Genomic DNA, 21,111 nt, shown 5'->3' with positions numbered 1-21,111 from the left:
TCCACAAGTACTTCGAGCACTTCTATTATATCTAAAAGACTTACAATAATCAACCAATATTAGCCGCAAATTATTCAAGTTAGGAAAAAATGGATATATATAGAACATAATCCAAAATTTAAGGCCATCTTAGTTCGTATAGATGTCTTAAAATTTAACGACACTGCATAAAATTTAGTCTATCGGATATTAGGTGCTGAGGAGGGATTTATGTGGAAGACCATGATCTCGAGATAGTTCCGGAGCGCATTCTGGGGATTCAACGATTGGAAGATTTATTTAATCACAAAGGGTATTTGATTTGTCAAGCAACTGGAACTATAATATACGATTTTGAGCAGGTCGCTGCTGTTTTTATTCCTCTGAGTGCCACGAAGGATCAAGTGATGGTTGTTCATCAGGACTATGCGGTTGAGTTTTTGCAGAGTCACCTTTCATTCGCGTTGAAAGAAATTAACAAGTCTCATAAAATTGAATAAAGACGTTTCTGATTGCTAGGTGGTCCTTTGTTCCTGCAAGCTCTCGCACTGAATGCATGGCTAGGATTGGGTTACCAATATCTACAGATCGAATGTCAAGGTGAGTGCTGGTAATAGGCCCAATCGTTGATCCGCCTCGTTCATCAGACCTATTAACGAATTTTTGGACGGGGACATTAATACTATGGCAAAGTGAAGAAAAGATCGCTGCCGACTCAGCATCCGTAGCGTAGCTTTGGTTAGCGCTATATTTTATCACAGGTCCGTTATTGAGAAGGGGATGGTGTATAGGGTCATGTCGTTCTCCAGCGTTAGGGTGAAGTGCGTGAGTCATGTCCGCTGAAAGATAAAAGGAATGTTCCAAGGCTCGGAAAAAAGCCTCCCGGTCTTTTTTCTGTGCTAAGAGAATTCGCTCAAGAACATGTGCTAAAAAAGGTGAAGCCGCGCCTTGTTTTGACGTGCTTCCACATTCCTCATGATCAAAACAGGCTAAAACCTGAGTTGGTAAACCTGTTTTAGCCTTGATTAGGGCCGAAACGCCTGCATGTACCATTGCTAAATCGTCCAGTCGTCCACTGGAAATAAACTCCTGTTGTAAACCGACAAAACATCCCTTTTGATGATCATGTAGGAACAGATCAAAATCTAAGATATCGTTTTTTGAGCAGTGGAAAGTATTTGCCAGATGTTCAACAAGTATTCCTTCTTGCTGCAACTTTTCTTTAATTTGAGCCAACAGTGGGAGTAAATCTTTTTGCTTATTTAATTCAAAGCCTTCGTTCACTTTTCGATTTAAATGAATAGCAACATTAGGAATAACAAGAAAGGGTTGTGTGCTGCGAAACAGGTTACTTTGAGGGTGGAAATTAGAGGTTCCGCGCAGGATTACTCGTCCTGCTATAGAAAGAGGGCGGTCTAACCACGTATTTAGAATCGGTCCGCCGTAAGTTTCAACATTAAGTTTAAGGTATCCTTCAGTGGGGATTTCAGGCATAGGTTTAATACGAAAACTGGGGCTGTCTGTATGAGTTCCGATTAAATGAAAACCTGTCGATTCCAGATCTCCTTCACCAATTATAAAAGCAATAATTGCTGAATTGTTACGTGTGACAAAATATTTACCGCCAGGTACGAGTGACCATTTGTCGGAGAGATTTAAACTGCTAAAGCCATGAGGCATTAACATCTGTTTAACACTTTCCACTGCATGAAAGGGAGAGGGACTTTCCTCAATAAATTGAAGAAGACCATTGGCGAATTTAAGTTCTTCGTCACTAATCGTTGACACTTGCATTTCTGGGACCGCCTTTCTTACTTCACAAAGAGTGAATATTTGTCGTTGATATTTTTCTCTAAAACGATTACTATCAATTATAATACATTCTTATTTTACTATTTATCCCATGCGGCGAGAAGACTCCCATCCTCTATAGGCGGTGAGATGAATCGCCGCCCTGTAATTTTTATCGAACCTATTTAGCGATAACTGAATAAAAGTTGTTATACTAACAAAACAAAGTGAGTTAAAAATTATGGAATCTTTGCGAATGTCCACACTAGAACGGATTCAACTGCCTGAAATGGTGGAAGTATGGAATCGCTGCTGGCAGGGTTATTATTATAATATGGCCTATACTCCGGAACATATGAAATTTTGGCTGGAACTTGGGCAAGTTGAGTTAGCTAACTCTATCGCCATTTGGGCACATAATCAGATTGTGGGGTTTTCCTTGTTAGCCGTAAATGATTTGGATGGCTGGATTGCTGGAACAAGCATTGATCCAAAATATCGAGGAAAGGGCCTTTTTAAACCGTTAATGAAAGCACAGATAGAGTTGGCCCAACGTCTTGGCCTAGAAAGAGTCTATTTAGAAGTTCTTGTTCAAAATCATGCCCAAAAGGTCTATCGTTCTATCGGCTTTTCGGTGCTTCGTCAACTTTATGTTTATCGAACCGTTTCCCAGGAGAATGTACCTTTATCCGCCTTAACTACAAAGCCTTTTAAAGAAATTCCCTTGACACAATATTTTGCAAAACGACTACAGGCCAATTTTATTCCTGCCTGGCAGCGCCGGCAAGGATATTTAGAACGCTATCGGAATATTCAGGCTTTAATGAATGCTGATGGCAGTGCAGGAATCTTAACCCTTAGGCAGAATAGTGGCCCTATTCTCGATGTTTGGAGTTCAAATACAGCAGGAGCAGAGGGAATTACCTCAATGATCGTAAATTTACGTAAGCAGGGATTTATTTTATTAAATCAACCGGAAGATTGGATAGTTGCCTTTCTTCAAATCAATGGAGTATATGCTCATGCCAGGCAATATGAAATGTGTTTGGAACTGGAATAATATGGGCTCTTGAAGCATATATTAATAAGGTCTTTTGCGAATTAGGGTCATTGCCAAAAATTACCGTCAAGCTATACCTATGGTCTCTTGAAATATTACAAAGATAGGTATATAATTAGAAAATATTTAATATTCTATCAGGAAGGAGATTTTTATGACGCAAAAAGAGCAGTTAATGATCAATGCTATCTTAGAGTCAGTAGGACTAGAATCCCTTAAGTCCGGTCAGACTCGAAGGCCAGTTTACAAAGAGGGATAAGCAGTTACGAAAGGGAGCGGTATTTTGACCCGGATTCTAATCCTAAATTGTAACGTAAAAAGCCTTGAATCATTTCAAATCCGAATCTAAAAGCGAGTTTCTTATATTATCAAATTGATATAAGGAGCTCGCTTTTAAACTTGGGTTGTTTCGTTCAAGCTGTTCTTACGGATTAGAGTATGCTATACTCACTTAAAAGGGAACATATTCCAAGTCAGAAGCCAATTGTAAGGAGGAATTATCGAGATGAGCTTCCAAGAGCGATATCAAATGTGGTTGAAAAATTCCTATTTTGATGAAGAAATACGAGAAGAATTAAAGCAGCTTAACGATCAGCAAGAAATTGAGGATCGTTTTTATAAGGACTTAGAATTCGGTACGGGTGGTTTAAGAGGGATTATGGCCGCAGGAACGAATCGAATGAACAAGTATGTTATCAGGAAGGTTACCCAAGGTTTGGCAGAATACATCTGTGATCACGGACCTGAGGGAATGAAACGGGGTGTAGTCATAGCTTATGATTCACGATGGTTTTCGGCGGACTTTGCCCTTGAAGCTGCTTTGATTCTCGCTCAAAACGGTGTTAAAGCTTATCTATTTGATGAGTTGCGTCCTACGCCTGAATTATCCTTTGCCGTTCGAGAACTTAAAACGATTGCCGGAATCGTTGTTACGGCGAGCCACAATCCCAAGGCCTATAATGGGTACAAAGTCTATTGGGAAGATGGCGGGCAAGTACCGCCTGCACAAGCGGATGAAATTCTTGCTCGCATCGAGGCCCGTGAAAGCTGGCTGGGAATCGAGCCTATGTCCAAAGAAGCAGCAAAAAGAGAGGGGCTTCTTCAGATGATCGGCTCAGAAATTGATCATGTCTACCTCTCTCGAGTGAAGGAACTCGCTCTTCACCCTGAGCTGGATGCCCAGCAAGGGAAGGAGCTTTCAATTGTCTACACACCGTTTCATGGAGCAGGAAATAAACTTGTGCGGAGTGCTTTGGCCGAGCTGGGGTTTAGCTCTGTGACTGTTGTTAAAGAGCAAGAACAACCCGATCCCAATTTTACGACGATTCCTTATCCTAATCCGGAAATTCCCTCGACCTTTGATTTAGCTCGAGAGTACGGGAAGAACGTCGAGGCAGAATTGTTGTTAGCTACTGATCCTGATTCTGATCGTTTAGGTGTGGTATTAAGGGCTCCAAATGGCGATTATCGTCAGCTTTCTGGCAATCAGATCGGGGTCTTATTAACCTATTATGTGCTTTCACAGAAAAAGAATTTAGGCATTCTTCCTGAAAAGGCGGCCATTATCAAAACAATTGCTTCGACAGATTTGGCTGATGAGGTTGCTCGATATTTTAAAGTCGCAGTGGAAAATGTGCTCACCGGCTTTAAATTCATTGCCGAGAAGGAAAAGGAGATGGAAGATGGTGGTTGGGGTAAATTTCAATTCGGTTTCGAAGAAAGCTATGGTTATCTCGCGGGAGACTTCGTTCGAGACAAGGATGGAATTATTGCTTCAATCCTTTTAGCAGAAGCTGCCCTCTATTATAGAAATACGGAACATCGCAGTCTTTTTGAAGTTTTAGAAAGTATTTATCAAATGTTTGGGTATTACCTTGACTCTCAAGAATCTTTGACCTTAGAAGGCCATCAGGGCCAAGAAGAGATGGTTCGTATTATGGACTCACTTCGTCAGGAGGAAATTCGTGAATTATGCGGTATTCAGATCGTAAAAATTGATGATTATGAGCAACAAATTGGTAAAAATCTTGTAACAGGGCAATCCTATTCCCTAACACTTCCGCGTTCCAATGTTTTAAGATTTTCCTTTTCAGGAGGTGGGTTTGTTATGGTTCGGCCATCCGGAACAGAACCTAAGATCAAGTTCTATTTCTCTGTAAAAGCAGATTCGCAATCGGTTGCAGAGGAGTCACTGCGTATGGTCAAAGATGATGTGATGAACCGCATCGCTCTAATACGCTCAAAATAGTTTGGGATCATTTCTCAATTTATCTGAATTATGATCTTTTGGGGATGATTAAATTAAATAGCAAAGAATTGTTAGTTAAAGATAGGAAGTTTAGCGATTATAGGTATGTATTTGAGTAATTACTCAAGGCATACCTTTTTCTATTAATAATGTTGGCTATTAAAGAATAATTATTATAATAATATCTGACCATTATTGACCTTCGCCAAAAAAGAGAATATAATCTAAGTGTCAAGGAAAAATAAAACCAATATATCCCATGACCTGCAGCTTAAGTTTAGACAGTATACGGGAAGTTCTCATAAATCAACAATATGTAGAGTTTAATTATTTGAGGTGGTACTATGGATTTTAAAAATTATTACGAGATTCTGGGGGTTTCTCCTGATGCAGATGATAAAACGATTAAAAAGGCCTACCAAAAGCTCGCTAAGAAGTATCATCCTGACGTAAATCCGGGAGATAAATCGGCAGAAGGTAAATTTAAAGAGGTCAGTGAGGCTTATCAAGCAATTAGTGATCCCGAGAAACGGCGAAAGTATGACGAATTGAAGCAGGATTATCAACAATGGCAGAAGCGCGGCGGGCGCGGTGATTTCGATTGGGGCCGATGGCAGGCCCATCCCGGCGATGGCGGTTATCAGACTCATACCATGTCCCCTGAGGAGTTTGCCGAAATGTTCGGTGGGTCAGCCCGATCTGGGGGCTTTTATGGAAGCGATGGCTTTTCGGATTTCTTCTCGACTCTTTTCGGAGGGGGACAATCCTTTGGCTTTGGAGGCAGTTCGACTGGAGTTAGATCTCGCGGCGGACAAGATCTTGACGTTGATGTCCAAGTAACCCTGGAAGAAGCTTATCATGGCACTAAAAGAGTAATACGAACTGGTGAAAAGCAAATCGAAGCCAAGATTCCCAAAGGTGTAAGAACGGGTTCAAAGGTTCGCTTGGCCGGCCAAGGCAGTCCGGGGATTGCTGGGGGTCCTGCAGGAAACCTTTATCTGAATATTAAGGTCAGCGACGATTCGCGTTTCAGCAGAGATGGAGACGACTTAAAAATTATGTTGTCCGTCGATTTTTATAAGGCGATCCTTGGAGGAGAAGTTCGCGTTCCGACCTTTGGCGGGGAAGTCCTTCTTAAAATCCCACCCTTATCTCAAAGTGGGAAAAAGTTTCGCTTGAAGGGAAAAGGAATGCCAAAACTAGAACAACCCCGCCAATACGGAGCCTTATTAGCGGAATTATCAATCGTACTTCCAGATAATTTGAATCCCCAAGAACTTGCTGCCCTCCGTGAATTAGCTCAAAAACGGGGTATAACCTAGTGGATAAACATCCTTATTTAATTTTAATTTGGAGAGGAGAGTGTAACTATGGCATTTGATACAAATCGATTTACTCAGAAATCCCAAGAAGCAATTGCTCAGGCGCAAGCATTGACAGAGCGGAACGGAAACAGTCAGATTGAACCGGAACATTTACTGCTTTCACTTCTGGAACAGGGAGACGGTGTTGTTCCGCAAGTCTTAGCAAAACTGAATCTGGCAGTTGGGGTTCTTGTTCAATCCCTGCGTCAAGAAATAAACCGATTTTCGCGCATAAGCGGCGGGAACCTTCAAATTACAATATCTCCGCGCTTACGGACAGTATTGGTTGCGGCTCACGACGAAATGTCAACCTTCGGCGATGAATACGTAAGCACTGAGCATATCCTTTTATCCATTTTGGAAAAGGCCGGAGGAGCCGCTGAGAAGGTTCTTAAAGAGGCTGGGTTAACCCGGGAAAATCTCCTTCAAGCGTTGCGGGAAGTGAGAGGAACGCAGCGGGTAACAAGCCCAAACCCAGAAGGGACCTATGCGGCTTTGGAACAATACGGCTTGAATTTAGTCGAGCAAGCTAAACGCGGCCGTTTAGATCCTGTCATCGGACGAGATGAGGTAATTCGTCGGGTGATCCAGACTCTATCTCGACGAACTAAAAACAATCCGGTGTTGATTGGAGAGCCAGGAGTCGGAAAGACGGCGATTGTTGAGGGGCTGGCTCAAAGAATTGTTCGCGGTGACGTCCCCAAGGCAATTAAGGATAAACAAGTCATCGCTCTTGATCTTGGAACGATGATTGCTGGGGCTAAATATCGCGGGGAATTTGAAGAACGTCTAAAAGCGGTCCTGAAAGAAATTCAGAATCGTGACGATGTAATTTTATTTATTGATGAATTGCACACAGTCGTGGGAGCGGGGGCAGCTGAAGGAGCCATGGATGCCAGCAATATGCTGAAGCCTATGTTAGCTCGCGGAGAACTAAGCATGCTTGGCGCTACTACTCTCGCAGAATATCGTAAGCATATCGAGAAAGATGCTGCTCTGGAGCGTCGTTTTCAGCCGATTATCGTTGATGCTCCCAGTGTGGAAGATACTATTTCTATTTTAAGAGGTTTAAAAGAACGTTATGAAACGCATCACGGGGTTCGCATAACCGATGGGGCGATTATTGCTGCTGCAGTACTGTCGGATCGTTATATCAGTGATCGTTTTCTGCCTGACAAGGCCATTGATTTAATTGATGAGGCTGCCGCGCGGATGCGGATGGAAATCACGAGTGATCCTTACGAGTTAGACCAAATTAAACGCCGAATTATGCAGCTGGAAATTGAACGTGAAGCCCTCAAGAAGGAGAAAGATGAAGCCAGCAAAGAGCGTTTAGGCAAAATTGAAAAAGAACTTGCAAATCTTAAAGAAGAACGGTCAGCTCTTGAAGCACAACTGCAGGGTGAACGGGAAATCTTGACGAAGATTCAACAGCTCAAAGAAGAAGTGGATCGTTCTCGAAATCTCATGGAACAAGCTCAACAACAATTAGACTATAATAAAGCCGCAGAATTACAATACGGGATAATTCCTAACCTGGAGAAAAACTTAAAGAATGAAGAAGAAAAGCTCCAGAGTAAACAAGATTCTCTCTTAAAGCAAGAAGTAGTGGAACAGGATATTGCCGAAATTGTAGCTACTTGGACCCATGTTCCCGTTTCCAAATTGATGGAAAGCGAGATGGAGAAACTTGTCCAGATGGAAGAACGAATCCATCAACGAGTGATTGGACAGGATGAGGCTGTACGCGCTGTTTCAGATGCCGTTCGGCGAGCCCGCGCCGGTCTGCAGGATCCTAATCGCCCCTTAGGCTCTTTCCTTTTCTTAGGACCTACCGGCGTGGGTAAAACAGAACTGGCACGAGCCCTCGCGGAGTTCCTTTTTGATGACGATCAAGCTTTAGTGCGGATCGACATGTCGGAGTATATGGAGAAGCACACGGTAGCTCGTCTGATCGGAGCTCCCCCCGGCTATGTTGGTTATGAGGAAGGCGGTCAATTGACGGAAGCCGTACGTCGTAAACCTTATAGTGTCATTTTATTTGATGAAATGGAGAAGGCCCATAGTGATGTAACCAATGTTTTGTTACAACTCTTGGATGACGGACGGCTTACCGATGGTCAAGGGAGAAGTGTCAATTTTAAAAATACCGTAGTTATTTTAACGAGTAATATTGCCAGCCCTATAATTCAAGAACTATCCCGCAGAAATGCTCCTCAGGAAGAAGTCCGTTCGGCCATCAACGAAGAATTACGGCAGCATTTTCGCCCTGAATTCCTCAACCGTCTTGACGAAGTCATCGTTTTTCATCCTCTTGATCGATCACACATCGGGAAAATTATTGAGATTCAACTGGGCCTTTTACGCAAACGTTTGTATGAACGTAATATATCCTTAGAATTAACAGATCAGGCATTGCAGCAACTAGCCAACGAAGGTTATGATCCTATATATGGAGCAAGGCCGCTAAAACGAGTGATTCAGCAACGTCTCCAGAATCCCCTGGCCCTTAAATTATTACAAGCCGAGATTAAAGATGGACAAAAAATAGTAGTTGATATTGATGGCTCAGGGGATTATATCTTTCGAGTTTTATAAACTTAAACCTTAACCACTCTATTTAGATATCGATAAACCTTTGGTTTCCGCTTCGTCAAAAAAGCGGAAGCTGAAGGTTTCTTTATACCTTTCAGGCGAGGCTAAAAAGAATCGACTGATGTTTATGGCCTTCGGACTTACTTTTAAAAACTTGTCTATAATTAAGTCCAAAATGTATAATAAAGCGGAATAGGTGTTAAACAGAAAGGTGGGGATGTTCGATAATGCTCGATCAACATTCAGAGTTAATGTCATATCAGTGGCAAGAAGGAGTGGGACGCTGTCAAGTACGGCTAACTCTTATTGATACAGGCAACGGTCTGCAAGGCCTTTTAACAGGAGGAGAAAAACCTCATGTTGGTGGGGTTGTACTGGCTCTGCCTCGTCCAAGTTTGCAAGGAGAGGGGTGGAGTTCGGATGTCTATATTATACCGGTACCTGGGCATAAAGATGTAGAAGTTGCCCGAACTATGGCAGAAGCACTTGCACAGGAAATTTTGTTTCCTGTGACCATCACTTCAGGTATTCATTCGGATCACTTAAATTCTCAAGAATTAGGCCAAATTTTACAAAATTGTAACAACCTCACTCAAACTGTTTTAAATTTCCTGAAAATAAATAGAATTTCCGAGATTTCTCGTTGTAACTAAACCATAGCTCCAATGATACTATTGAAGAAGGTGTTTTATGCATACCAATTTGCGTGAGTTTATCACGACTCTTAAACAGGAAAAGCAAATCATAGAAATTGAAGCTGAAGTTGACCCATACCTCGAGCTCGCTGAAATTCACCGCCGAGTTATTCAAGCGGAAGGGCCAGCCTTATTATTCAAGCGAGTTAAAGGCAGCCAATTTCCTGTTGTGACTAATTTATTTGGTACACGTCAGAGAGTTGATTTAGCTGTTGGCCCAAAGCCGGAAGAAACTGTTCAGAGAGCGGTGGCTGCTCTAGATCGCCTGCTTCCGCCAAAACCGTCGCTGCTTTGGCAGGAAAAAGAGTGGATTATGTCCCTGGTCAAAAGTGGTCTGCGTTCTATAACCCCAGGGAAAGCACCTGTTCTTGAAATTCAGGAGAAGTCCGTTGATTTAACTCGTCTTCCTGTATTGACGAGCTGGCCCGAAGATGGCGGTCCTTTTGTGACCTTGCCTTTGGTTTATACTGAGCATCCTGTGACGAAAGAACATAATCTTGGTATGTATCGAATCCAGATATACAATCATCAAGAGACAGGGATCCACTGGCAAATACATAAAGGAGGAGGGTTTCATTACTATGAAGCAGAACGGCTTGAACAAGACCTTCCTACAACTCTTTTTTTAGGAGGCCCGCCGGCTTTGATCCTTGCTGCTATAGCGCCGCTTCCTGAAATGCTGCCTGAGTTAATTTTTGCCTCTTTTTTAATGGGAGAAAAACTCTCTCGAGTTAATATTCCTTCTCATCCTCACCCGCTTATCGCAGAAGCAGAGTTTGCCATTTGCGGTAAGGTTTCTCCCTTTGTACGCAGGCCTGAGGGACCTTTCGGAGATCATTATGGATATTATTCGTTAACACACGATTTTCCCGTTTTCAGTGTTCAGACAATCTATCATAGACGAGATGCCATTTATCCCGCAACTGTAGTTGGTAAACCCCGTCAAGAAGATTATTTCATTGGAGAATATCTACAGTCTCTCTTATCCCCAATGTTTCCGATGGTAATGACTGGAGTAAAGGCACTTTGGACTTATGCAGAGACAGGTTTCCATGCTTTGGCTGCTGCTATTGTTCGAGAAAGTTATCGCCGTGAAGCGTTGGCTCACGCCTTTAGAATTCTTGGAGAAGGGCAGTTAACCTTAACGAAATTCCTGATCTTAACAGATGTTCAACTGGATCTGCAGAATTTTAAATTTTTATTTGAAACCGTCCTTGCTCGCTTTGAACCGGAATCTGATCTTATGATTTTAAGTGAAACTTCCATGGATACTCTAGATTATACTGGGCGTAGACTAAACCATGGCAGTAAAGCAATTATGCTTGGTGTAGGGAATGCAAAACGAGATTTGCCTCGACAATTTGACGCCGGAAAGCTGCCTGGAGTGTCCCGCATAAGACCATTTTGTGCCGGTTGCTTAATTTTAGAGTCGCTGTCGTTTAAAGATACACCAGAATTGGCTAAGGATGTTTTGGCTCATCTCGAAGATGAACCTTTTAAGAACTGGCCCTTCATAGTCTTAGTTGATGACCTTGATTTAGCTCTCGACGTTACAGGATTTTTATGGCAAGTTTTTACTCGTTTTGATCCGGCTCACGATATTTATGCTGCAACAGAAATAAGGCAACATCGTCTTATTTATCATGGTCCCATTTTAGTAGATGCTCGAATGAAGCCGGATTATCCTGGTGAAGTCCTTCCCAATGAGGCTACAATCAAATTAGTTGATGAGCGTTGGAATAAGTATGGATTACGGTTGTAACAACTATACTTATTCTATCGAAAGCATTTAACCGAAGGATAGGATTATACTGATAGTACGAGAAAAGGCTCTTGAACTGGTTCAAGAGCCTTTCTCCTGCTGCAATAAAGTTTGAATTTTGGAAGGATCACCTAATAAGTTTTGAATAATTTCGAAATGTTGAAGGCTTTTTTCAACAAGATTTCGGAGTTTATCTCTTTTAATGATTAATACTTGAATTTCTTCTTGCAGTTTAAAAATCTCTTGTTTTTTTTCGATGAGGTCTGCCTCTATTTCTGTTTTCCTTTCTTCTGCAAGACGGTTCGCTTCGGCGATGATGGCGTCACTTTCATCTCGTGCCGATTTACTCAAAGTTTCAGCCTTTTGATTGGCTTCTTCGCGAATCTGATTAGCTGCTCTTTGGGCACTCAGTAAAGCGTCTCTTAAGTCGCTTTCCATCGTTTCGTAGCTTTTAAGGCGATTTCCCCATTCTGTATTTTGCTCCCGCAGGTTATTAATTTGCAAACGAAGTTCTTTATTAGCGGCATTTGCTTCGGATAATTGACGATCTGTTTCGGCCCAGGCTTGATCGACAGCTTCCGGTTCATAGCCGCGGATTACACGTTTAAAGTCCGGCATTTCCAAATTTTGAAGCCACCCTTCTATTTAGATAGTGAACTAAAACATCTCTTCAAGAAAAAGTACAGCGTCATGGGTGTTCACCCAGTTATTTAAAGAAGAAGTTTTGATTTTGTGAATAATTTTTAGCGATTTTACAAATCATGAAACTGTTATATGGATTAAGTTCCAAAAAGGAGGGACCAAAAATGCAACTCAATGAGATGGAAACAAAAAAACTTCTAGATCAAGGAATGCTGACTCGAAGTATCATCGAAAACGAAACAGCCATGAAAAAGTGCCTAATGTACCATGAAATGGCCAAAGATCCTGCTGTAAAAGGATTTTTTAAAGAGCAGGCCAAAGGTTTGGAAGACGTTATAGGATACTTTAAGAAGGGACTTAACGAAATTCAATAGAAAGGGGGAATTAGAATGAGCGACTTTACTGATTTAGATATGCTTTATGATTATGAAAAAGATGCCGCAAGTGCTGCCATGGGTTATATGACCTTAGCAACTCGGGCTCATCACGGCGATCTAAGAAATATCTACTTACGTTTAGCGAACGAAGCCACCAATGCACATAGTAAGGCGAGCAAATTAATTAATCAAAATGGTGGCATTGCCTAAACGAGCGTATGTAAAGAAAACTTGGCTGGCGCCAAGCCTCTGGCGCAGGCAGCAGGTTAGTTGCACTTTTGCAGGAGGAAAGTATGCAACGAAGTTATACTTTCTGACAGTATAAGAAGGGCTGTAACAAAACTTACCAGTTTGTTACAGCCCAATTTTATTATGAATTAGAGAGTATTTCAAGAGTTTGTTTGTCATGTCACTTTAGGATTTCCACCAGCCGGGAGTCTTGTCCTTGACAAATTGCGTTAGCAAATTGATTGCGGCATCATTAATTTTAAATAATTGATTCTCAAAACGAACAATTCCTTTTTGAGGGTAGTATTGCAGTGCATAATCCTCTTCTGAATGAAATTTAGAAGAAGAACGATGTAAGGCGAAAAACTCTACCGGCTGTTTCTTCAAATCCTTAGGAATCTGAGATACGGTAATGGGAGTGGCTTGTTGCAGTTCGTGTATAAAAACACTTATCTCCTTTTGGTTCGTGTAATAATAGGGATGATATGGATCGTTTGCATAAAGCATGCCAAGCATTGTGATTGCATGTGGGTGAAGCTCGCGATTAGACAGACCGAGTGTGGAAAAAGGGTCGAGCCAACTCTCCTCATAAAGAGGCGGCCCTAAGATAACTGCTGAAATTAAGATTAAAATACTTAAACTAACAGCTAATTTATGATCTTTAAATTTTGAAAGGCGCATTCGACAGGAGAAAACGAAACTGGAAAAGGAAAGCATCAAGAAACTCCTCCGCATGGTTGAAATTTAACCAGCTATTTGCCGAGAACGATAGAGGACTGTTTTTCGTCTAATACGTTGGATAGCATTGTCCAAAGATTTGGGATGAAGCCCCAGCTGTTCGGACAATTCTCGCTGCTTAAATCCTTGAAGAAAGTAATGTTCAAAGACAATTCGCTCAAGATTGGAGAGATCACGATTTATATCGTTAATAATTGAACGAGCTTCTTCGTTAGCAATAACGGTTGTGGCTGGGTCTTCGGCATTAGGCAGAAGGGAGATAAAACTCGTTTCCTCAGATTCAGAAATAGCGTTGTTGAGGGAATAAGCATTGTTCAGATTGACATGTTTATTACGAGTATATTTTCGAATACTATCAATTAATTTGCGCTTTATGACCATCCTTAAGAAATGAAGGAAAGGAATATTTAAATGGTCGTCATATGATAAAACCGCTCTGTATATCGCTATCCGTCCCTCTTGGATAAGATCATCATAATCTGCCCTGGGCAGAAAATATTTACAGGCAATAATTCGAACTTCCGGTTCGTAGTACTCAATGATTTGATTTAATGCTTCTTTATTTCCTGAGCGCGCTGCCTCAAGCATTGACGTTTCATCTATAATAGCGTTGTCTTTTAAAGACATGGCACTCAACTCCTTGTCAAAACTAGTCATGATGCTTCTTTTTGAGTTTAATTAAGAATGACATATTTGACAAGGAATTTTTAGTGGACAATCATCCATATCTTACTAAGGATAACTTGCCGGCGTTTTCCCATGCGGATGGCTCTTACTTCTCCATCCTTCAGCGCGATAGTATTTGTTATGGACTTGGCGCTTTCGGCGAAAGTGTCTACAGGACACTTTCGTCAACGAAGCCCCGATGTTCAGCTTTAGCTGAACTGGTTCACTTAAAAGACTTCAGAAGATTGGCAGTTTCTATGGCTGTCATCGCAGCATCAAAACCTTTGTTGCCGGCTTTTGTTCCTGCACGTTCAATAGCTTGTTCTATGCTGTCTGTTGACAAAACTCCAAAAATAACCGGAATTCCGCTTTGTAATCCGACTTGTGCAATTCCTTTGCTAACTTCGTTACTGACTAGATCAAAATGGGGAGTAGCCCCGCGAATAACTGCACCAAGGCAGATAACAGCATCGTATTGTTTAGAATTGGCCATTGTTTGGGCGACAAGTGGAATTTCAAAGGCTCCCGGAACCCAGGCTAATTCTATATTCTCTTCAAGAGCACCGTGACGTTTTAAAGCATCTAAGGCACCGCTGACCAGCTTGCTCGTAATAAATTCATTAAATCGAGCTGCCACAATTCCGACTTTCAATTCTTGAGCTAGCAGTTTTCCTTCGAAGGTTTTCATAATGTTATTAAACACCCTTTCTTTTTGAGCAGTTTTTAGAACCATAGATGTTAGTGAATGGCTGATAAATAATGACCTAATTTTGTTTTCTTAGTACAGAGATACTTTAGATTTTCAGGTTTGGAAGGTATTTCAACGGGAACCCGTTCGGCGACCTTTAAACCGTAACCTTCAAGGCCAACTATTTTTCTTGGATTGTTCGTCATTAAACGGACCTTGGAAATACCGAGATCTGCTAATATTTGGGCGCCTACTCCATAATCGCGCAAGTCTTCAGGGAATCCTAAAGCTAGATTTGCTTCAACGGTGTCTTTGCCTTCCTCTTGAAGCTTATAGGCCTTGAGCTTGTTAAGAAGACCAATCCCACGGCCTTCCTGCCTCATATAAAGCAAAACGCCGCGGCCTTCGCGTTCAATTTCTTCTAATGCCGCTGCAAGTTGATCGCCGCAGTCGCAACGGCGGGAATGGAATACATCACCCGTAAGACATTCCGAATGTACCCTGACAAGAACAGGATTTCCGTCATCAACGTTCCCTTTAACGAGAGCTATATGTTCTTTTTTATCGATGACACTCAAGTAACCGACGGCACGAAAGTCACCAAAGTCTGTGGGGAGGTGGATAGTTTCTCCTCTTTCAATAAGTTTCTCGGATTGACGTCGATATGCGATAAGGTCTTTAAGAGTAACAATTTTTAGGTTGTGTTTCTCTACAAAAAGTTGTAAATCAGGGATTCGAGCCATCGTTCCATTTTCGTTCATGATCTCACAGATAACCCCTGCAGGCTTTAATCCGGCAAGACGAGCTAAATCTACAGCACCTTCGGTATGGCCTGCCCGTACCAATACTCCGCCTTCCTGAGCTTGAAGGGGGAAGATGTGGCCGGGACGATGCAAATCCTCTGGGGTACTGGCGGGATTCATAAGAACTTTTACCGTATGAGCACGTTCAAAGGCGGAAATTCCCGTTGAACTATCCGAGGCGTCCACACTGACTGTAAAAGCAGTTCCATGAGGGTCAGTATTATGAGTAACCATGGGTTCAAGCTTTAAGGCTTGAATACGCGTCTTTGTCATAGGAACACAAATCAGACCTCGTCCGAAGGTTGCCATAAAATTGATGGCTTCGGGAGTTGCTAACTCAGCGGCCATAACTAAGTCTCCTTCGTTTTCCCGATCTTCATCGTCGACCATGACGATCATTTTTCCTTGAAGGATATCTTCTATGGCTTCTTCAATGGTATTAAATTGCATGACGGTCAACTCCTTTTTAATTTTATCCATTATTCTCAGGCTCTAAGCAAAACCATTTTCTGACAAAAATGTCATGCTAATATCTTCCTTGGAATCTGCAGTTCGGTTGAGCCCCATAAAACGGGCAACATATTTTCCTATCAGGTCAGTTTCTAAATTAACCCTTGAGCCGATTTGTTTTAAGCCTAAAGTGGTTTCTTGGAAAGTGTGAGGAATAAGAGAAACTGAAAAGTAATCATGTTCTACATCGACAACGGTAAGTGAAATTCCGTCAATAGCAATGGATCCTTTGGGCAAAACGAAGGAAAGAAGAGTGGAAGGGGCAGTGATTTCGAGAAGTTTGGCAATACCCCAGGGCGTTATCTTACGAATTGAACCAACGCCGTCAACATGCCCGCTCACCAGATGTCCTCCCAAGCGGGTTTGGAGTTGGAGGGCCCGCTCTAAATTTACCCGGCTGCCGCTCTTCAAATCGCCAAGATTCGTTTTCGCTAGAGTTTCAGCCATTACATCGACGGTAAATTCGTCACTGTTTTGCTGAATCACTGTCAGGCAGACCCCATTGACAGCAATGCTGTCTCCCAATTGGGTTCTCTCAAGGACTTTCTTTCCCTGCAGCGTTAGTTTTCCGGAGTCTGGTAAGAGGCGAAGATCACGTACTATACCAAGTTCTTCAACAATTCCGGTAAACACTTGTATCCTCCTTTAAAGGCCGTTACTGGATAATTTCATGTGGCCTAAAATATCCTGTTACATGAATATCTCTAAAATTCATATCTGCCTGGAGGTCATAGAGCTCTATGGCATCTTTCATCAATTGAATGTTCAAGCCTGAAAGGGGAGAAGGCCCATTTCCTCCTACTAATTTAGGAGCGATAAAACATTCTAATTTGTCGACACACTCGTTTTCAATAAGAGCACCTGCTAAACGACCGCCGCCTTCAAGTAAGACACTGATCCATCCTCGGCAAACAAGATCTTTAAGCATTTGCTTAAGAGGGACATAACGTGACGTATCGTATTGCCAGATTTCAACGTTCTTAAGCTTTTGCAATCGACTGAGCTTATCGACCGGCGCTGCCTTTGTTGTAGCAATAATACAAGGACTTTCGGCGGAGGAGGTGAGAACCTGAGAGTTTTCAGCTAAACGGCATCGGCCGTCAACAACAAGCCGAATAGGATCTCGTCCGCCTGGTAAGCGGCAGGTTAGTGCTGGGTTGTCATGAAGGATTGTTTCACTGCCAACAAGAATAACATCGTATTGATTACGTAATTGATGGACGTATTGGCGAGAGAGCACGCTGCTCACCCAGCGAGAATCTCCGGTTTCGGTGGCAATTTTTCCGTCTAGAGTTAAGGCTGTCTTGTATAGGATGAAAGGCATAGTTGTGGTTATTGCTTTGCAAAATGCTTCATTTAAGGATGCAGCCTCATGCTGCAATACTCCCACGTCAACTTGAATCCCGGCTTTACGTAATCGTTGAATTCCGCGGCCTGCAACGAGAGGATTGGGGTCTTGCATAGCTACAACAACACGTTTGACGCCTGCCTTAATTAGAGCGTCAGAGCAGGGCGGGGTTCGGCCGAAATGTGAGCAAGGTTCTAAAGTAACATAAGCTGTTGCATCCTTGGCTTGATCTTGAGCTTCTGACAAGGCATGGACTTCAGCATGAGGAGTTCCGGCTTTTTGATGGTAACCGCGCCCGATGATTTGATTATTTTTGACGAGAATACACCCGACCATTGGGTTCGGACTAGTTCTCCCCAAGGCCTGACCCGCCAGTTTAATGGCTTCAGACATAAAAGTTTCGTCCGTTGATTTTTGAAAAGTTTCCCGCTGCATATAATTCCTTTCTGAAACTTTTTTAAGATAGTTTCCCCCAAAAATCGTAAATACCATAAAGGAGCAAAGCCAATAATTAGGAAATAAAAAAACACTCGCTATCCTCGAGTGTTGAGCTAAAAGTCATAGTAAAAAAGCGTATAAAAAGACGCATTTTAATCTATTCCTCTTCTCATCCAGACTTTACTGTCGGCTCCGGAATTAAACCGGATCTGCCAAAAAGGCTCGCGGGCTGTACCGCCGATAGGGAATTTCACCCAACCCCAGAGGATAGTTTATTATTAAATTTGATTATAGTGTACTCCAGGTCCAGCAATTTGGCAACCTATTATTTTCCGTGAAGGATCAAAAATTCATCACGTAATAATCCCATAAGGACAGCATCATGATAAGTTCCCAGTACATAGCGTGCCTCTCGCTGGCATCCTTCGATTTTAAAGCCAACTTTTTCGTAGGCTCTGATTGCCCGAAGGTTTTCGTCCCAGGTATCCAATGAAATCCTATGAAAGTTCCATTGAGTAAAGAGAAAACGAACAAAGGTTATAATAGCATCTGTTCCGTAGCCTTTACCCCAATATGATTTATCACCAATAACAATAAACAGGGTTGCCGAACGACCTGGAACATTGACTTCTTTAAAACCAATGGTACCAATTATCAAGTTCTTCTCATTCAATATTGCGTACCGGTAAACGTCAGAAGGGCCGTCGAGATACTTTTCCATGATTTGATCTTTGGAATAAAGAGTATTTAGCGGCCAAGCTCCACTTGACCAATAATTAATTTCCTCATCGTTTAACCATTGGCAGATAATATCAATGTCATCCTCTTCAATAGGGCGAATCTTTATTTTATTTCCTTCTAACATGCTAGGCTCCTTCTCAGCGCTTTATCTTTAGATTATAGTGCATCTGATTTATAACCTATTGTAGCACCTAATCGAAACAATAAAAAATATTTAAGTGTTCAGCTTTAGCTGAACGAGTTCACTATTGGACGAGATAGTAATAGACCAATTTCCTTTATTTCATAATAAAGGAAATTGGTGTTTACATAATTAACCATTAGGGATTAAAATAATTGCTAAAGATATGGATTTTTTCTCTTCAAAAAATAAGAGTTCAAAATGGGATCAGATGACCAAAAAATAAAAAGATCTCCAAAACTGGAGATCCGCAAATACTAGATGGTCGGGGCGACGGGATTCGAACCCACGGCCTCTTGGTCCCGAACCAAGCGCGCTACCAAACTGCGCTACGCCCCGCAATTCGTTTATCAGAACGAATACTATAATAACAAACCCTTTTGATCCTGTCAACATTATTTGTACAGAGTTAGAAATATTAATTTCGTAAGGAGATAAAAAGTCAGTTCTGATGGGATAAACCGGTCATAAATCTTGAGGAGCATTCCTGTAGTAGGAAAAAATGAGCTTTGTCAAAAAGAAGACCTCACGTTACAATTTGAAAGGACTGTTGGCCAACAGAATCCAATCAAAATAACGGAGGTCATCCCAAATGAATTTTACACAAAACGAGAAACTAAAGCAACTTTCTGAAAGAAGTATTGTTATCGGAGTGGACATCGCCAGCGAGCTTCATTACGCCAGGGCTTTCGACTGGCGAGGAGTAGAGCTGGGCAAAGTATTCAAGTTTGAAAACAGTGCTGAAGGATTCAGGGATTTCTATGCATGGATTGAACGTTTAAAAGGTCAAGCACAAAAGGACTGCATAGTGGTAGGCGCAGAGCCAACCGGCCATTACTGGTTCGGCCTGGCATCATATCTAAAAGAGCAAAGCATTAAGCTAGTCCTCGTAAACCCATTCCATGTAAAGCGTAGTAAGGAGCTTGATGACAACCACCCCAGCAAAACGGATGCTAAGGACCCCAAAACAATTGCTAAGCTGGTCATCGAGGGGAGATACAATGAGCCCTATATCCCGGAGGGGATCTATGCAGAACTGCGAATAGCGATGGCTTGCAGAATGCGCATCCAAAAGGAAATGAGCAGTATAAAAAATCGCATTCAGAGGTGGCTGAAAATCTACTTTCCCGAGCATGAAACGGTGTTTGGAAAGTTTGATGCGACAAGTAGCATGCTGGTTCTGCAAGTTGCCCCGCAACCTAGGGATATCAAAAGACTTGGAGTAGAAGGAATAAACCGAATTTGGAGAGACAACAAGTTGAGAGCAGTCGGAATGAAAAGGGCTAAGAGCCTGTATGAAGCTGCTCAGAAGAGCATTGGTTGCACCGAAGGAGAGTCTTGTTCCCGAATGGAAATTCAGCTATTACTCCAAGACTATCACACTAAAACAGCACAATATCAGGCAGTCATAGAAACCATCGATGAGTTGTGCCGTCAGATACCAGAAGTAGCGAAGTTACTTGAAATTAAAGGTGTTGGCCTTGTTACCGTGGCAGGCTTTCTCTCCGAAGTTGGAGATATTAGACGCTTTAATTCTCCAAAGCAGATCCAAAAGCTTGCGGGCTTAGCCTTACGAGAAAGCAGCTCAGGTAAGCACAAGGGACAGACCACGATCAGTAAGCGCGGCCGCGCACGACTGAGGGCAATCCTATTTCAAGCAGTGATGCCGCTAGTCGCAAAAAACGCAGAGTTTGCAGAGATACACAACTACTACACAACAAGGATCAAGAATCCCCTGAAGAAGAAACAATCACTAATTGCCTTAAGCTGTAAACTAATTCGGGTGTTCTATGCAATATTAACAAAAGGTACAGAATACGATCCAGAAAAGCTAATTAAGGACATTCATCGTCCAGTTGAGCATTTAGCAGCGTAATTAGAATAGCAGCGAAACCATAAGAAACAAACGATCTGTGGGTTAAAGCGTCACCACAGAAGCGAGCAATCCAGGTAACCTAGCAAAACAAAAGAGCTGGTAGTCAGTCGCATATTTTTCCATTAGAGCAAGGACTCGGTAGAGGAGCATAACTGACACCCAATCATGGATAGGTGGAACGAAGGAATTTAGGGCAGATTTATAATCTTGACCCTGTTAGACATGGGAGGTTTACCACCGTGAGAATCATGGGTTTACAACGGCCAACATATCCACAAATAGTAGACGTTGGCTTTGCCATATCCAATTTCTCCGAATTAGACATTTTATGCGAATTCTATCCGTGGTGAGCTAATTTGGTTAGCTAGGAATTCTATGAAA

19 protein-coding genes, 1 tRNA gene and 1 riboswitch are annotated in these 21,111 nt (G+C 42.1%); of the genes, 10 read left to right on the top strand and 10 right to left on the bottom strand.

The genetic code is table 11. The features are described from left to right. Window positions 1-212 precede the first annotated feature (212 nt). The gene (locus DEAC_RS00965) at window positions 213-479 is read left to right on the top strand and encodes a hypothetical protein (protein WP_047808161.1); all 267 of its coding nucleotides are present in this window, start codon (window positions 213-215) and stop codon (window positions 477-479) included. On the opposite strand, the gene DEAC_RS00960 is transcribed toward DEAC_RS00965, so the two are convergent. Then, window positions 454-1,773 (bottom strand): M18 family aminopeptidase, encoded by a 1,320-nt coding sequence (locus DEAC_RS00960; RefSeq protein WP_047808160.1) that lies wholly within the window; start codon window positions 1,771-1,773, stop codon window positions 454-456. The two genes, DEAC_RS00965 and DEAC_RS00960, sit on opposite strands and share 26 nt — an antisense overlap. A gap of 238 nt (window positions 1,774-2,011) precedes the next feature. On the opposite strand from DEAC_RS00960, the gene DEAC_RS00955 reads away from it, so the two are divergent. The 6 genes from DEAC_RS00955 (at window position 2,012) to DEAC_RS00930 (ending at window position 11,494) form a co-directional block, all read left to right on the top strand. Continuing rightward, a complete protein-coding gene (locus DEAC_RS00955) occupies window positions 2,012-2,830 on the top strand; it encodes a GNAT family N-acetyltransferase (RefSeq protein ID WP_053006239.1) in 819 nt (272 codons plus the stop codon). Window positions 2,831-3,335: 505 nt separating this feature from the next. Next, window positions 3,336-5,078, top strand: coding sequence for a phospho-sugar mutase (locus DEAC_RS00950; RefSeq protein ID WP_047808159.1), 1,743 nt, complete (start codon window positions 3,336-3,338; stop codon window positions 5,076-5,078). Window positions 5,079-5,422: 344 nt separating this feature from the next. Continuing rightward, window positions 5,423-6,400, top strand: a complete 978-nt coding sequence (locus tag DEAC_RS00945; protein ID WP_047808158.1) for a DnaJ C-terminal domain-containing protein — start codon at window positions 5,423-5,425, stop codon at window positions 6,398-6,400. Window positions 6,401-6,448: 48 nt separating this feature from the next. Beyond that, the gene (clpB, locus tag DEAC_RS00940) at window positions 6,449-9,040 is read left to right on the top strand and encodes an ATP-dependent chaperone ClpB (RefSeq protein ID WP_047808157.1); all 2,592 of its coding nucleotides are present in this window, start codon (window positions 6,449-6,451) and stop codon (window positions 9,038-9,040) included. Window positions 9,041-9,264: 224 nt separating this feature from the next. Further along, window positions 9,265-9,690: a prenylated flavin chaperone LpdD gene (gene lpdD, locus DEAC_RS00935; protein WP_047808156.1), complete on the top strand. Its 426-nt coding sequence runs from the start codon at window positions 9,265-9,267 to the stop codon at window positions 9,688-9,690. A gap of 37 nt (window positions 9,691-9,727) precedes the next feature. Further along, a complete protein-coding gene (locus DEAC_RS00930; RefSeq protein WP_047808155.1) occupies window positions 9,728-11,494 on the top strand; it encodes a UbiD family decarboxylase in 1,767 nt (588 codons plus the stop codon). Between the two features lie 81 nt (window positions 11,495-11,575). On the opposite strand, the gene DEAC_RS00925 is transcribed toward DEAC_RS00930, so the two are convergent. After that, complete coding sequence (locus DEAC_RS00925) at window positions 11,576-12,112, bottom strand: DivIVA domain-containing protein (RefSeq protein ID WP_242847052.1); 537 nt, start codon at window positions 12,110-12,112, stop codon at window positions 11,576-11,578. 188 nt (window positions 12,113-12,300) lie between these two features. Here DEAC_RS00925 and DEAC_RS00920 point away from each other — a divergent pair, with 188 nt between their 5' ends. Then, the gene (locus DEAC_RS00920) at window positions 12,301-12,510 is read left to right on the top strand and encodes a hypothetical protein (protein WP_047808153.1); all 210 of its coding nucleotides are present in this window, start codon (window positions 12,301-12,303) and stop codon (window positions 12,508-12,510) included. A gap of 15 nt (window positions 12,511-12,525) precedes the next feature. Next, a complete protein-coding gene (locus tag DEAC_RS00915) occupies window positions 12,526-12,723 on the top strand; it encodes a spore coat protein (protein WP_047808152.1) in 198 nt (65 codons plus the stop codon). A gap of 204 nt (window positions 12,724-12,927) precedes the next feature. Here DEAC_RS00915 and DEAC_RS00910 read toward each other — a convergent pair whose 3' ends face one another. From DEAC_RS00910 to DEAC_RS00875, 8 genes are all read right to left on the bottom strand, one after another. After that, complete coding sequence (locus DEAC_RS00910) at window positions 12,928-13,458, bottom strand: hypothetical protein (RefSeq protein ID WP_047808151.1); 531 nt, start codon at window positions 13,456-13,458, stop codon at window positions 12,928-12,930. Between the two features lie 27 nt (window positions 13,459-13,485). After that, on the bottom strand, window positions 13,486-14,106 hold the full coding sequence (locus tag DEAC_RS00905; RefSeq protein ID WP_047808150.1) for a sigma-70 family RNA polymerase sigma factor: 621 nt from the start codon (window positions 14,104-14,106) through the stop codon (window positions 13,486-13,488). 262 nt (window positions 14,107-14,368) lie between these two features. After that, on the bottom strand, window positions 14,369-14,833 hold the full coding sequence (gene ribH, locus DEAC_RS00900) for a 6,7-dimethyl-8-ribityllumazine synthase (protein WP_047808149.1): 465 nt from the start codon (window positions 14,831-14,833) through the stop codon (window positions 14,369-14,371). A gap of 50 nt (window positions 14,834-14,883) precedes the next feature. Next, entirely contained in the window at window positions 14,884-16,086 is a 1,203-nt protein-coding gene (locus DEAC_RS00895) for a bifunctional 3,4-dihydroxy-2-butanone-4-phosphate synthase/GTP cyclohydrolase II (RefSeq protein WP_047808148.1), read from the bottom strand. Between the two features lie 42 nt (window positions 16,087-16,128). After that, a complete protein-coding gene (locus DEAC_RS00890; RefSeq protein WP_047808147.1) occupies window positions 16,129-16,779 on the bottom strand; it encodes a riboflavin synthase in 651 nt (216 codons plus the stop codon). Window positions 16,780-16,801: 22 nt separating this feature from the next. Next, window positions 16,802-17,887, bottom strand: coding sequence for a bifunctional diaminohydroxyphosphoribosylaminopyrimidine deaminase/5-amino-6-(5-phosphoribosylamino)uracil reductase RibD (gene ribD, locus DEAC_RS00885; RefSeq protein WP_242847044.1), 1,086 nt, complete (start codon window positions 17,885-17,887; stop codon window positions 16,802-16,804). A 202-nt stretch (window positions 17,888-18,089) separates the two neighbouring features. Then, a riboswitch (FMN riboswitch) is annotated at window positions 18,090-18,204 on the bottom strand. Between the two features lie 53 nt (window positions 18,205-18,257). Beyond that, entirely contained in the window at window positions 18,258-18,797 is a 540-nt protein-coding gene (locus DEAC_RS00880; RefSeq protein WP_047808145.1) for a GNAT family N-acetyltransferase, read from the bottom strand. Between the two features lie 319 nt (window positions 18,798-19,116). Continuing rightward, window positions 19,117-19,193, bottom strand: a tRNA-Pro gene (locus DEAC_RS00875). Between the two features lie 253 nt (window positions 19,194-19,446). Between DEAC_RS00875 and DEAC_RS00870 the strand changes: the two genes are divergently transcribed. Next, complete coding sequence (locus DEAC_RS00870; protein ID WP_047808144.1) at window positions 19,447-20,730, top strand: IS110 family RNA-guided transposase; 1,284 nt, start codon at window positions 19,447-19,449, stop codon at window positions 20,728-20,730. The last annotated feature ends 381 nt before the right edge of the window (window positions 20,731-21,111 follow it).

The sequence above is a fragment of the Desulfosporosinus acididurans genome, from assembly GCF_001029285.1.
GTDB lineage: Bacteria > Bacillota > Desulfitobacteriia > Desulfitobacteriales > Desulfitobacteriaceae > Desulfosporosinus > Desulfosporosinus acididurans.
This window is presented reverse-complemented; position numbering and strand designations above follow the sequence as displayed.